This window comes from Thiobacillus sp. SCUT-2 (assembly GCF_035621355.1).
Classification (GTDB): domain Bacteria; phylum Pseudomonadota; class Gammaproteobacteria; order Burkholderiales; family Thiobacillaceae; genus Thiobacillus; species Thiobacillus sedimenti.
In genome coordinates this window covers 2,249,796-2,263,042 of the sequence record NZ_CP141769.1, presented here as the reverse complement: position 1 = coordinate 2,263,042, position 13,247 = coordinate 2,249,796, and the positions used below count along the sequence as shown (strand labels likewise).

At 68.3% G+C, this 13,247-nt stretch carries 11 protein-coding genes; 2 read left to right on the top strand and 9 right to left on the bottom strand.

Features of this window, described 5'->3' with window-relative positions; translation table 11 throughout:
• Positions 1–16 precede the first annotated feature (16 nt).
• Both glgA and VA613_RS11260 read left to right on the top strand, forming a co-directional pair.
• Positions 17–1,489: a glycogen synthase GlgA gene (gene glgA, locus VA613_RS11265; protein WP_324779111.1), complete on the top strand. Its 1,473-nt coding sequence runs from the start codon at positions 17–19 to the stop codon at positions 1,487–1,489.
• A 17-nt stretch (positions 1,490–1,506) separates the two neighbouring features.
• Positions 1,507–3,978, top strand: a complete 2,472-nt coding sequence (locus tag VA613_RS11260; RefSeq protein WP_324779110.1) for a glycogen/starch/alpha-glucan phosphorylase — start codon at positions 1,507–1,509, stop codon at positions 3,976–3,978.
• A 113-nt stretch (positions 3,979–4,091) separates the two neighbouring features.
• On the opposite strand, the gene VA613_RS11255 is transcribed toward VA613_RS11260, so the two are convergent.
• From VA613_RS11255 to VA613_RS11215, 9 genes are all read right to left on the bottom strand, one after another.
• Positions 4,092–6,602: a sensor domain-containing protein gene (locus VA613_RS11255; protein ID WP_324779109.1), complete on the bottom strand. Its 2,511-nt coding sequence runs from the start codon at positions 6,600–6,602 to the stop codon at positions 4,092–4,094.
• A 150-nt stretch (positions 6,603–6,752) separates the two neighbouring features.
• Entirely contained in the window at positions 6,753–7,133 is a 381-nt protein-coding gene (panD, locus tag VA613_RS11250) for an aspartate 1-decarboxylase (RefSeq protein ID WP_324779108.1), read from the bottom strand.
• 78 nt (positions 7,134–7,211) lie between these two features.
• Positions 7,212–8,057: a pantoate--beta-alanine ligase gene (panC, locus tag VA613_RS11245; RefSeq protein ID WP_324779107.1), complete on the bottom strand. Its 846-nt coding sequence runs from the start codon at positions 8,055–8,057 to the stop codon at positions 7,212–7,214.
• Between the two features lie 214 nt (positions 8,058–8,271).
• A complete protein-coding gene (panB, locus tag VA613_RS11240; RefSeq protein WP_324779106.1) occupies positions 8,272–9,060 on the bottom strand; it encodes a 3-methyl-2-oxobutanoate hydroxymethyltransferase in 789 nt (262 codons plus the stop codon).
• A 1-nt stretch (position 9,061) separates the two neighbouring features.
• Complete coding sequence (locus VA613_RS11235) at positions 9,062–9,703, bottom strand: deoxynucleoside kinase (protein ID WP_324779105.1); 642 nt, start codon at positions 9,701–9,703, stop codon at positions 9,062–9,064.
• Complete coding sequence (folK, locus tag VA613_RS11230; RefSeq protein WP_324779104.1) at positions 9,700–10,206, bottom strand: 2-amino-4-hydroxy-6-hydroxymethyldihydropteridine diphosphokinase; 507 nt, start codon at positions 10,204–10,206, stop codon at positions 9,700–9,702. The genes VA613_RS11235 and folK overlap by 4 nt, the downstream gene beginning before the upstream one ends.
• Positions 10,203–11,558, bottom strand: coding sequence for a polynucleotide adenylyltransferase PcnB (gene pcnB / locus VA613_RS11225; RefSeq protein WP_324779103.1), 1,356 nt, complete (start codon positions 11,556–11,558; stop codon positions 10,203–10,205). The genes folK and pcnB overlap by 4 nt, the downstream gene beginning before the upstream one ends.
• Before the next feature lie 41 nt (positions 11,559–11,599).
• Positions 11,600–12,334 (bottom strand): ABC transporter ATP-binding protein, encoded by a 735-nt coding sequence (locus VA613_RS11220; protein ID WP_324779102.1) that lies wholly within the window; start codon positions 12,332–12,334, stop codon positions 11,600–11,602.
• Positions 12,331–13,191, bottom strand: coding sequence for a FecCD family ABC transporter permease (locus VA613_RS11215; RefSeq protein ID WP_324779101.1), 861 nt, complete (start codon positions 13,189–13,191; stop codon positions 12,331–12,333). The genes VA613_RS11220 and VA613_RS11215 overlap by 4 nt, the downstream gene beginning before the upstream one ends.
• Between the last annotated feature and the right edge of the window lie 56 nt (positions 13,192–13,247).

Here is a 13,247-nt window from a genome sequence, read left to right as displayed (position 1 = left end):
CGATGGAAAAAGAACAATGAAGCGCGGAGCGAAGAAAATCCTGTTCGTGGCGAGCGAGGCCTATCCGCTGGTGAAGACCGGCGGCCTCGGCGACGTGGTGTACAGCCTGCCGCATGCCCTCAAGGCGCGCGGTGCGGACATCCGCCTGGTGCTGCCGGGCTACCGTGCGCTGCTGCGCCAGCTCGACGCGGTGCGCATTCTCGGCTGGCTCGACGTGCGCGGTGCCGACGGCATGGTCAGCGCGCGCGTGCTGGAGACGCGCCACCCCGAGTACGCCTTCCCGCTGTGGATCGTCGACTGCCCTGCGCTGTTCGACCGTCCCGGCAATCCCTACGTCGACGCGGATGGCCGCGACTGGCCCGACAACGCCGAGCGCTATGCCGTGTTCGCGCGGGTCGCGGCGCTGCTCGCGCAGGACGCGCTGGAACTCGGCTGGCAGCCCGCGGTGGTACACGCCCACGACTGGCAGACCGGCCTGGTCGCGGCCTTCCTCGCCGACCAGCCGGGGCGCCCGCGCACGGTCTTCACGATCCACAATCTCGCCTACGGCGGCTATTTTCCGCACGGCGATTTCGTGCGGCTGCAGCTGCCCGGACACTGGTGGTCGCCCGAAGGCGTGGAGTTCCACGGCGGGCTGTCGATGCTGAAGGCGGGCATTGTCTACGCGGATGCGGTGACGACCGTGAGCCCGACCTACGCGGAGGAGATCTGCACGCCGCCGTTCGGCTACGGCCTCGACGGCCTGCTGCTGTCGCGGCGCTACAAGCTCCATGGCATCCTCAACGGCATCGACACCCGGCTCTGGGACCCGGCCCGCGATCCGCACCTGCCGGCGCATTATTCGGCCGGCCGCATCCTGCCCGGCAAGCGCCGCAACAAGCAGGCGCTGCTCGAGCAGCTCGGCGCGCATGTCGATGACGCCATGCTGCAAGCGCCGCTGCTCGGGCTGGTGGGGCGGCTGGTCGAGCAGAAGGGCATCGACTGGGTGCTGGCGGCGATCCCCGTGCTGCTCGCGGAAAGCGACGCGCGCTTCGTCCTGCTCGGCAGCGGGCAGGCGGCCTACGAGCAGAAGCTCGCGCGCCTGGCCAGGCAGCATCCGGACCGCGTGTTCGTCGCGATCGGCTACGACGAGCCGCTGGCGCATCGCATCGAGGCCGGCGCCGACCTTTTCCTCATGCCCTCGCGCTTCGAGCCGTGCGGGCTCAACCAGATGTACAGCCTGCGCTACGGCACGCCGCCGGTCGTGTACAGGACGGGCGGACTCGCCGACACCGTCGTCGACGCGGACGAGGCGGCCCTGGCGGAGGGGAAGGCAACCGGCTTTGTGTTCGACCTGCCCGAGGCGGACGCCTTCCTTGCGGCAATCCGTCGAGCGCTCTCCTTGTATCGCGAGCCGGCGCGCTGGAGGCAGCTGCAGCAGACGGGGATGCGCCAGTCCTTCGACTGGTCGGTCAGCGCCGACCATTACCTTGCCCTGTATTCCCAATGATCCGAACGGGAGGCCCCATGCAAGACGAGTCCACTTCGGCGCCCCATGCCGTCGCCCTGAAGCCGTTGCCCGCGACGGGTGCGGCGATCGTGCACGACATCCAGCGCTATCAGCATTACCACCTCGGGCGCATCATGCGCAACTGCCCGCCGGTGTATACGTACAAGGCGCTGGCGTGGACGCTGCGCGATCATATGATGGCCGACTGGATGAACACCTACGCCGCGCGCGACCGGCCGGGGCGCCGGCGCGGCTATTACCTGTCCCTCGAATTCCTGATCGGACGTGCGCTTGCCAATCATGTGCTCAACCTCGGGCTCGACGAGGCGACGCGCGAGGCGATGCACCGCTTCGGCCAGACGCTGGAAGAAGTCGCCGAACTGGAGCCGGATGCCGGTCTCGGCAACGGCGGCCTCGGGCGCCTCGCCGCCTGCTTCATGGACAGCTGCGCGACGCTCGACCTGCCGGTGATGGGCTACGGGCTGCATTACCAGTACGGCATGTTCCACCAGCACATCGAGAACGGCTATCAGGTCGAGGATCCCGACCACTGGCTGCGCGACGGCAATCCGTGGGAAGTCGAGCGCTCCGAATTCACCTGCCGCGTGCCCTTCGGCGGCCACACCGAGCATTTCCACGACAAGGAAGGGCGTCCCCGCGCGCGCTGGGCGAACACCAGCGACGTGCTGGCGATCCCCTACGACATGCCGATCTCCGGCTATCGCAACCACGTGGTCAACACGCTGCGTCTCTGGAAGGCCGCCTCCACCGACGAGTTCGACCTGGAGGAGTTCAACGCCGGCAGCTATTCGGAAGCCGTGCAGGCGAAGAACCACGCCGAGCACATCTCGATGGTGCTGTATCCCAACGACAGCAGCGAGAACGGCAAGGAACTGCGCCTGCGGCAGCAGTACTTCCTCGCCTCGGCAAGCCTGCAGGACGCGCTGCGCCAGTGGCGTGCGGCGGGCAACAGCGACCTGTCGACGTTCGCCGAGCACAACGTGTTCCAGATGAACGACACGCACCCGACCATCGCGGTGGCGGAACTGATGCGCCTGCTGCTCGATCAGGAGATCATGCCGTGGGACGCGGCCTGGGCGGTCACGTCGAAGTGCATGGCCTACACCAATCACACGCTGCTGCCCGAGGCGCTCGAGAAGTGGCCGGTGGCGCTGTTCGAGCGCCTGCTGCCGCGGCCGCTGGAGATCATCTACGAGATCAATGCGCACTTCCTGCGCGAGGTGGCGGTCAAGTGGCCGGGCGATATCGAACGCCGCCGGCGCATGTCGATCATCGAGGAGGAGCCGGTGCGGCAGGTGCGCATGGCGTGGCTCGCCATCGTCGGCAGCTTTTCGGTGAACGGGGTGGCCGCGCTGCATTCGCGCCTGCTGCAGGAAGGCCTGTTCCGCGACTTCGTCGAGCTGTGGCCGGAGAAGTTCAACAACAAGACCAACGGCGTCACCCCGCGCCGCTGGGTCGCGCACGCCAATCCAGGCATGACGGCCCTGATCGGCGAGCAGCTCGGCGAAGGCTGGGTGGCGGACCTCGCGCAGGTGGAGAAATTGAAGCCGCTCGCCGACACCCCGGCATTCCAGGCCCGGTGGCGCGCGGTGAAGCGCGCGAACAAGGAACGCCTCGCCGCGCTGGTCAAGGCCGAGTGCGGGGTGGAATTCAGCCCGGACGCGCTGTTCGACGTGCAGGTGAAGCGCATCCACGAGTACAAGCGGCAGCTGCTCAACGTGCTGCACGTGATCCACCTCTACAACCGCATCAACCGCGGCCGGCTCGACGGCTGGATCGACCGCTGCGTGCTGATCGGTGGCAAGGCCGCACCCGGCTATGCGATGGCCAAGCGCATCATCAAGCTCGTCAACAGCGTGGCCGACGTCGTCAACAGCGACCCCGACGTCGACGGGCGCCTCAAGGTCGCCTTCCTGCCCAACTATCGCGTCACCAGCATGGAGATCATCGCGCCGGCGACCGATCTGTCGGAGCAGATCTCGACCGCCGGCAAGGAAGCGTCCGGCACCGGCAACATGAAGTTCATGATGAACGGCGCCGTCACCATCGGCACCTACGACGGGGCCAACATCGAGATTCTCGATGCCGTCGGCGCGGACAACTTCTTCCTGTTCGGCCTGAAGGCCGAGGAGGTCGAGGCGCTGCGCCCGCGCTACCAGCCGCAGCGCTACGTCGAGCAGGATTCCGACCTGCGCGACGTGCTCGATCTGCTGCGTTCGGGGCATTTCAACCTCTGCGAGCCGGGGATCTTCGACCCGGTCATCGATGCCCTGTTGAGCCCGCACGATCCCTGGATGGTGCTGGCCGACTTCCGCAGCTACGTCGATGCGCAGGAGCGCGTCGCGCAGGCATGGCAGGCCCCGGCTCACTGGACGCGCATGAGCATCCTCAATACCGCATCGAGCGGCTACTTCTCGACCGACCGCACGATGCAGGAGTACAACGCGGAGATCTGGAAACTGAAATAGGAGGGCAGTCGCAGCGGGAGGCTTTCACGCTGCGGCGCGCAGGGATGCCGCTTCGGCGCGAGGCTGGCGACGACGTGTGACGGCGGCCGCAGGCGGCTGCACGGCATCCCCGATCAGCGGCGTGCGAATGCGTCGATCTGCTTTTCGAGTTCGTCGGCCGGGACCGGCCGGCCAATCAGATATCCCTGGAACGCGTCGCAGTGATGCCGCCTGAGGAAGTCTTGCTGCTCTTCGGTCTCCACGCCCTCTGCGATGACCTGCAACCCCATGGTCCGGCCCATGGCGATGATGGTGTTCACGATCGCCGCATCATTAGGATCGCTGGCGATATCGCGCACGAACGAGCGGTCGATCTTGACCTGGCTCAGCGGCAGGCGCTTCAGGTTGGACAGTGACGAATGCCCGGTCCCGAAGTCGTCCATCGAAAAATGCACGCCCAGCAACCGCAAGGCATTCATTTTCGTCACGGAGTCTTCGAAATCGTCCATGGCGACGCTTTCGGTCAGCTCCAGCTTGAGCCGGGAAGGGCATGCGCCGCTCGCCTGGATGATGCTTTCGACCGCCGCCACGAAGTCCGCCTGGCGGAACTGCCGCGCGCTGACGTTCACGGCCAAGGTGAGGTCGCAGGTCGCCGGGTTGCCCGCCCATGCCTTGAGTTGCGCGCAGGCGGTTTCCAATACCCACAGACCGATCGGCAGGATCAGCCCGCTCTCCTCGGCCAGGGGGATGAAATGATCCGGGGTAACGAAGCCGCGTTCCGGATGCTGCCAACGGAGCAGCGCTTCGGCACCGAACGGGCGGCCGGTCACGTCGACCTGGATCTGGTGGTAGAGCTGAAGCTGGTGAAGCTTGAGCGCCTGACGCAGATCGGCTTCCAGGGAGAAACGCTGCTCCAGGGCAGCCTGCATCGCCGGTTCGTAGAAGCTGGTGGTGTTGCGTCCCGCGGCCTTGGCCTTGTACAAGGCCAGGTCCCCCTGCTGGAGCAGGTCTTGGATGTTTTCCGAGCCCGCCTGGAACAGGCTGATGCCGATGCTGACCGTGGAGTGGCACTCCTTTCCTTGCAGCGAATACGGTTGTGACAAGTCGAGCCGGATCTTCTCGGCGATGGTCCTGGCTTGAATGGCAGCCTCTTCCGACTGGCCGCCAAGTTCCTCCAGGATCACGACGAACTCGTCGCCGCCGAGGCGGGCGACTGCGTCGCCTTCACGCAGGCCGCGTCGGAGGCGGTGCGCGACGTCCTGCAGCAGGTGATCGCCGAGGGGATGGCCGCCCGTATCGTTGATCGTCTTGAAATGATCCAGATCGAGCATGAGCAAGGCGCCGAACCGGCCGCTGCGCGCGCTGTCCACGATGGCCGTGTGCAGCCGGTCCTGAAGCATGCGGCGGTTCGGCAACCCCGTCAGCGGATCGTAGAAGGCGAGTTGATGAATGGCCTCTTCCGACCGCTTGCGCTCGGTGATGTCCTGCAGCGAGCCAACGAGATAGCGGGCGCGTCCGTCGGGGCCCATCTCGGCCACGGCCCGGGCAAGGCAGACGCGCATCTCGCCGTCCTTGCGGATCACCCGTAACTCGATCTCATAGGGCGTACCCGACCTGACGGCATCGTCCACCAGGGCTCTCAGCCGTTCCGTGTCCTCCGGATGGTAGAGTCGCGACTGTTCGGCAAATGACGGCGCCCCGTCGCCGGGGGCGAGCTGGAAGATGCGGAACAGTTCGTCCGACCAGGTGACCGTGTCGGTGTCCACATGCCATTCCCAGCTTCCGATATGCGCGATGTTCTCCGTCCGCGCCAGCATCGCCTGTTTGCGACGCAGTTCCTCTTCGACCCGCTTGCGCGCAGTGATGTCGTGAAACGACGCCACCACCCCTTTCAGTCCGTCGTCGCCCGGGTGGTAAATCGGCTGCGAATTGGTGGAGATCCAGGTCAGGTTGCCGTCGGGCTTGTGCACGCCCATGGTCACGTCATGCTGAGGCTCGCCGGTACGCAGGGTGGTCACGGTCGGATGGTCTTCCCCGCGGAACGGCGTGCCGTCCTCGTGCACGGCCCGCCAGCGTGGATCGAACGAGCTCCGCCCCATGATCTGCTCGGCGGTGAGCCCCAGGATCCGCTCGGCCGCGGGGTTGCAGGCGAGAATCCGCGCGTCCGCGTCCTCCATGACCACACCTTCGCTCATGGTCGCGATGAGCGAACTCAACAGCGTCTCGCTGTCGAGCAAGTCGGCCTCCACCCGTTTGCGTTCGGTGACGTTGCTGAAAATGGTGAAGAAACGGCCGTCGACGATCGGCGTGACAAGCACCGAAAACCAGCGTCCGCTCGGCTTGTGGAAGTATTCGAAGCGTGCGGGCTGCGCTGCCGAGACGTGAGCGCGGCCCCATGAGCGAAGGCGCTCGGGACTCACCCAGCCGAGCCGGGTCACGCGCTGCCCGACCGTTTCAGCCGCTTGGTAGGGCGCATGCACCTCGAAGGCCGGATTCACATCGAGGACTATGCAATCGACGAGTTCCCCGTGAGCGTCAAATACGGCCTCATTGACCGCAACGGCTTCGTCCATCGAGTCGAAAAGTGCGCGATAGCGCGCTTCGGCTTCGCTCGATGTTCGCTCGTTCGGCGTGCTTCCGGCCATGTCCTTGTGCCGTCCCTGATGATGGTCTATCCCCTTCGGCTATCGTGGATTCTATCGACGGGCAAGTCAACGGCTCAAGCTGCCGTCGTGCGCTGCAGAAAGACGAAAGGCCGGGGCGGGCCCGGCCTTTCGTGTCTTGCTTTCCGGGATTCAGGCCGCCTGGACCGGAATCTCGTGGCGCGTGTCCATGATGCGGTTGTCCGCGTCCACGTACACCAGTTCGGGCGCGTAGCGCGCCAGTTCGATCTCGTTGTAGGTCGCGTAGGTGGCGATGATGACGAGGTCGCCCGGATTCGCCTTGTGCGCGGCGGCGCCGTTCACCGAGATAATCCCCGAATCGCGCGCGGCACGGATGGCGTAGGTGGTGAAGCGCTCGCCGTTGGTGACGTTGTAGATCTGGATCTGCTCGTACTCGTGGATGTTGGCCGCGTCCAGCAGGGTTTCGTCGATCGCGCAGGAGCCTTCGTAATGCAGCTCGGAATGCGTGACGGTCGCCCGGTGCAGCTTGGACTTGAGCATCGTTCTTTGCATGACGGTGCCCTCTCAATCACAAAAAAGGACGAACATTATACGTTTTTTGACCCGCTTCCCGAAAGGGTGTTCCCGGCCTCAGCCGGCGGCGTCGAGGGCGAAGTCGAGGTTGTCGATGAGGCGCGTGGCGCCGAGCCAGGCCGCGCCCAGCACCACGAGGCGGCGGCTGTCGGGCGTCGGCGCGGCCAGCGTCGCGGCGTCGCGCAGCTCGACGTAATCGACGCGCCAGCCGGCCATGGCGAGGTGGCGGGCAGCCGTGCGGCAGAGTGCGGCGAAATTGCGCTCGCCGGCCTGCACGGCGGCGACGGTCGCGGCGAGCTCGCGCTGCAGCTGCGGCGCCTGCAGGCGCTCGGCCTGCGACAGGTAGCCGTTGCGCGAGCTCATCGCCAGGCCGTCACCCTCGCGCAGGGTGTCGACGCCCTCGATCCCGACCGGCAGGTTGAACTGCCGCACCAGGTCGCGGATCACCTGCAGCTGCTGGTAATCCTTCTTGCCGAACACCGCGACGCGCGGCTGCACCAGGTTGAAGAGCTTCAGCACCACGGTCGCCACGCCATTGAAGTGGCCGGGGCGGAAGGCGCCGCAGAGGTCGTTCGCGATGCGGTCCGGCACCGCCACGGCATAGGTCTGCGGCTGCGGGTACATCTCGGCGACCTCGGGCGCGAACACCAGGTCGCAGCCGGCGGCGGCGAGCTTCTCGCAGTCGGCGGCGAGCGTGCGCGGATAGCGCTCGAAGTCTTCGCCGGCGCCGAATTGCAGCGGGTTGACGAAGATGCTTGCGACCACCGGCTGGCCGAGCTGCTTCGCGCGCTCGACCAGGGCGAGATGGCCGGCATGCAGGTTGCCCATGGTGGGGACGAAGGCCGTGTCGCGGGCACCGGCGAGTGCGGCGCGCAGGTCGACGGCGGTGTGGACGAGCTTCATACCTATCTACGAGGAAGACGGGAGGGCGGGAAGAAGCGTGGAGCAAGTCCGCCGTTCGGGCTGAGCTTGTCGAAGCCCTGCTCCCGCTTGGAGATGCCCTTCGACAAGCTCAGGCCGCGTCGTGAGCCTGTCGAACGGGTGAACGGCATTCCCACCCGCTCGGGTTTCCCCGTTTCTCCTTTCCGTCTTGTGAATCGCTTTCGCGAGCATCAACTCAGAATGATTCTGCGGCCGTAGGGAAGCTGCCGTTCTTCACCGCCGCAACGTAGGCGCGCACCGCGCCCTCGATGCCGTCCTGGCCGGCGAGGAAGTTCTTCGAGAATTTCGGCGCGCGCGGATAGAGGCCGAGCATGTCGTACAGCACCAGCACCTGTCCGGAGCAGTCCGGGCCGGCGCCGATGCCGATGGTGGGGATCGTCAGCGCCTCGGTGACGGCCTTCGCCAGCGTGGCGGGCACCATCTCGAGCACGACGAGGCCGGCGCCGGCAGCCTCGAGCGCGCGCGCATCGGCGATCAGCTGCGCGGCGGCGGCCTCGTCGCGCCCCTGCACCTTGTAGCCGCCGAGCTGGTTGACCGACTGCGGCAGCAGGCCCACGTGCGCGCATACGGGGATGCCGCGCCCGGTGAGGAAGGCGACGGTGTCGACCATGACGGCGCCGCCTTCCAGCTTCACCATGTGCGCACCGGCGGCCATCAGGCGTGCGGCGGCGGAGAATGCATGCGCGGGCGAAGGCTGGTAGCTGCCGAAGGGCAGGTCGGCGACGATGAAGGCGCGTTCGGCCCCGGCGGCGACGCAGCGCGTGTGGTAGCTCATCTCGGCGAGCTTCACCGGCAGGGTCGACGCGTGGCCCTGCACCACCATGCCGAGCGAGTCGCCGACCAGCAGCACGTCGACGCCGGCGGCGTCGAGGACGCGCGCGAAGCTGGCGTCGTAGCAGGTCAGCACGGCGATCTTCTCGCCGTTCGTGCGCATCGACCTGAGGGTGGACAGGTTCACGCGCATCTCAGGCGGCGCGGCTGAAGAACTCGCGCGGGCCGCGCATCTTCTCGACGCGTTCGAGCAGCAGCTCGAAGTCGGCGGCGTTCTCGGCGAAATTGAGGTTCGTGGTGTTGACGATCAGCAGCGGCGCGGCCTCGTAGCGGTGGAAGAACTCGCTGTAGCTGTTGGCCAGGCGCTGCAGGTAGCCCGCGTCCATGCCCTGCTCGAACTCGATGCCGCGGCGCTTGACGCGCTCCTGCAGCGCGTCGACCGGCGCCTGCAGGTAGATCACGAGGTCGGGCGTCGGCGCCTGCGGCGCGAGGTCGGCGTAGACCTTCTGGTACAGCTCGAACTCGTCGTCGTCGAGATTCATGCGCGCGAACAGCATGTCCTTGTCGATCAGGAAATCCGAGACGGTGCCGGCACGGAACAGGTCGCCCTGCGCGAGATCGCGCAGCTGGCGCGCGCGGTCGAACAGGAAGTGCAGCTGCGTCGGCAGCGCATAGCGCCTGGGCTCCTGGTAGAAGCGCGGCAGGAAGGGGTTGTCGGCGGCGTTTTCCAGCAGCGTCTCGGCGCCCATGCGTTCGGCCAGCTTGTGGGTGAGGCTGGTCTTGCCGGCGCCGATCGGCCCTTCGACGACGAGGTAGCGGTAACGGTCGAGACTCATGCGTTGACTGCGGCGGCAGGGAGGGGAAGGAGCGTCACGCCTTGCCCGGAGCAGGCGGGCAGCCGGTCGGCGGCACGGCCGCGTCCGGGGATGACGGTGTCGGGATCGATCTCGAGCAGCGGCAGCAGCACGAAGGCGCGCTCGTGCATGCGCGGATGCGGCAGCGTGAGGCCGTCCTCGTGGAACTGCGCCGCGCCGTAGAGCAGCAGGTCGAGGTCGAGCGTGCGCGGGGCATTGCGGAAGCTGCGCTCGCGTCCGTGGCGGTGCTCGATGTCGAGCAGCGCGGCGAGCAGCGCACGCGGCGCGAGCGTGGTCTCCACCTGCGCGACCGCGTTGATGAAATCGGGCTGGTCGACGTAGCCCACGGGCGCCGAAGCGTACAGGCCGGAGCGCGCGACGAGGCGGGTGCCGGGCAGGCGGCCGAGCTCCGCGAGTGCGTATTCCACCTGCGCCGCGGGGTCGTTGAGGTTGGCGCCGAGGCCGATGGTGGCGATCACGCTCATGCCGGGTGCGCCTCGCCGTCGCCCTCGCCCGGCTTCCTGCGCTTGCGGCGGCGGCGCGGCTTCGGGCCGCTGTCGGCGATCAGCATGCCGGCGCGGGTGTCCTCGTCCGCGTCCTGGAAGCGCGTCCACCAGTCGCCGAGCTCCGCCGGCACTTCGCCGGACTCGGCGCGCAGCAGCAGGAAGTCGTAGGCGGCGCGGAAGCGCGGATGCTCCAGCAGGCGGAAGGGGCGCTGGCCGCCGCGCTGCTCGAAGCGCGGCTGCAATCCCCAGATTTCCTTCATCATGCCGTCGTAGCGGCGCGGAATGGCAAGCTGGCTGCGCTGCGCGTCGAGCACTTCGTCCATCGCCAGGAACAGGGCCGGCTGCGGCTTCTCGCCGGCGGCTTCGAGATCGCGCCAGCGCTTGACCACCTGCGGCCACAACAGCGTGCCGAACAGGAAGGCCGGCGAAGACGGGCGGTCCGACTGGATGCGCTCGTCGGTGCTTTTCAGCGCCGCGGTGATGAAGCGCTCGCCCGTCGGGTCGTCGAGGATGGTGTCGAGCAGCGGCAGCATGCCGTGGTGCAGGCCCTCGGCGCGCAGCTGGTGCACCCCGCGCAGCGCATGTCCGGACAACAGCAGCTTGAGCGCCTCGTCGAAGATGCGCGCGCGCGGAATGTTGGCCAGCAGCGGCGCCAGCGTGGCGACGGGCCGGCGCGTCGCCTCGTCGATGTGGAAGTCGAGCTTGGCGGCGAAGCGCGCGGCGCGCAGCATGCGCACCGGGTCCTCGCGGAAGCGTGTCTCGGGGTCGCCGATCATGCGCAGCACGCGCTTCCTGCAGTCGTCGACGCCGCCGAAGTAGTCGTGGACTTCCTCGCGCGCGGGGTCGTAGTAGAGCGCGTTGATGGTGAAGTCGCGGCGCGCCGCGTCGTCCTCCATGCTGCCGAACACGTTGTCGGACAGCAGCCGGCCGTGCTCGTCGGTGGGACGCTCGTCCTCGTCCTCGGCCTCCTTCTGGCCGTTGGCGCGGAAGGTCGTCACCTCGATGGTTTCGCGACCGCACATCACGTGCACGATCTGGAAGCGGCGGCCGATGATGCGTGAGCGGCGGAACAGCTTGCGCACCTGCTCGGGGGTGGCGTCGGTGGCGACGTCGAAATCCTTGGGCGTCGTGCCGAGCAGGAGGTCGCGTACCGCGCCGCCCACCACATAGCCCTTGAATCCCGAGGCCGCGAGCGTCTCGCAGACCTTGAGCGCACAGTCGTCGAGCTGGTCGCGGCGGATGCCGTGCGCGGCGAGCGGCAGGATTTGCGCGCCCTTGGAGGCGGCGCGTGACTTGCGGCCGAAGACTTTGCTGATGATGCGGCGGATCATGGGATGCGCGAGGGCGGGGATGTCGAAAACCTAAAGCGCGATTATACAGGCTGGTCCTGCTTGCCCTGCCGCCACAGCGCCGCCGTGCCGGGGCCGTACAGCGCCTCCAGCGCAGCCGGTGTCAGCAGCTCGGCGGGCGTACCCAGCCGCCAGCGGCCGTCGCCGTATAGGAACAGCAGGCGGTCGCAATGGCAGGCCGCCCAGTTGGGGTCGTGCAACGTCAGCACGACCGTGCCGCCGGCGTCGGCCTGGGTACGCGCCCACGCCAGCAGGCGGGCCTGGTGTGCGGGGTCGAGATGGGTAAGCGGTTCGTCCAGCAGCGCGAAGCGCGGCTGCTGCGCGGCCAGCTGGGCGAGCCGCGCGCGCTGGCGCTCGCCGCCGGACAGGGTGGCGAAGGCACGGCCGGCAAGGTCGGCGAGTTCCCACCGGGCGAGATGCGGGGCGCAGTCGAAGGGCGCCGATCCGAACGGGTGACGGCCCAGTGCGACGAACTCGGCGACGCTGCCGAAGAAGTCGCCCTCGTCGCCCTGCGGCAGCAGGCCGATGTGCTGCGCGCGGGTGAGCGGCGCGAGGCGGTCGAGCGCCAGGCCATCGAGCCTGACCTCGCCTCGTGCGGGCGCGGCGAGCCCGGCCATCACGCTGACCAGGGTCGACTTGCCGGCGCCGTTGGCGCCGAGGATGCCGACGACCTCGCCCGCATCGAGCGCGAGATCGAGCGAGTCGACCAGCGTGCGGGCGCCGGCCGTGAGGGTGAGGGACGACGCGGCAAGACTCATCGGCGGCGCAGCAGCCACAGCATGACCGGGACCCCCAGCAGCGCGGTGAGGACGCCGACGGGCAGTTCGCGCGGGGCCATCACCGTCCGCGCCAGCGCGTCGGCGAGCACCAGCAGGCTGCCGCCGGCGAGGGCGGCGGCGGGCAGCAGGACGCGGTGACCCGCGAAGCCGAGCCGGCGCAGCGCGTGCGGCACCATCAGGCCGACGAAGCCGATGCTGCCGGCCTGCGCCACGACCAGCGCCGTGCAGGCGCCGGCGAGGCCGAACAGCATCCAGCGGGTCGGCGCCACGGGTACGCCGAGCGAGGCCGCTTTCAGCGGCGACAGCTGCAGCACGTCGAGCCGGCGCGCCACGGCCAGCGCCGCCGCCACCGCGACCAGCAAGGCCGCCAGAGGCAGCGCGGCATTGCCGCTCCAGGCGAGATCGCCCATCAGGAAGTACAGCATGCCGGGCAGGCGTTCCGCCGGCGCGATCGCGAGCACCAGCGCGATCAGCGCGCCGAATCCTGCCGCCAGCATGACCCCGGCGAGCAGCAGCGGCGTATGGTCGCGCGCCAGCAGGCGGCCGCCGAGCGCGGCGGCAAGGCCCAGGGCCAGCAGGCTGCCGGCCAGCGCCAGCACCGGGATCCACGGCCAGGCGAGGCCGGCGGCCATGCCGAACAGCGCAAGCAGGCCGGCGCCGCCGGAAACGCCGAGCAGGTACGGTTCGGCGAGCGGGTTGCGGAACAGCGTCTGCATCAGCGCGCCCGCCAGCGCCAGCAAGCCGCCGCAGGCGAAGGCCACGCCGACGCGCGGACCGCGCAGTTCGGTGAGGATCTCGAGCGCCAGTGCGCGGTCCGCTGGCAGCGCGCCGGCCATCAGGCCCAGCGCGACCGCCAGCGCGGCGGCGAGGGCGAGCAGCAGCAGTCTGGCGG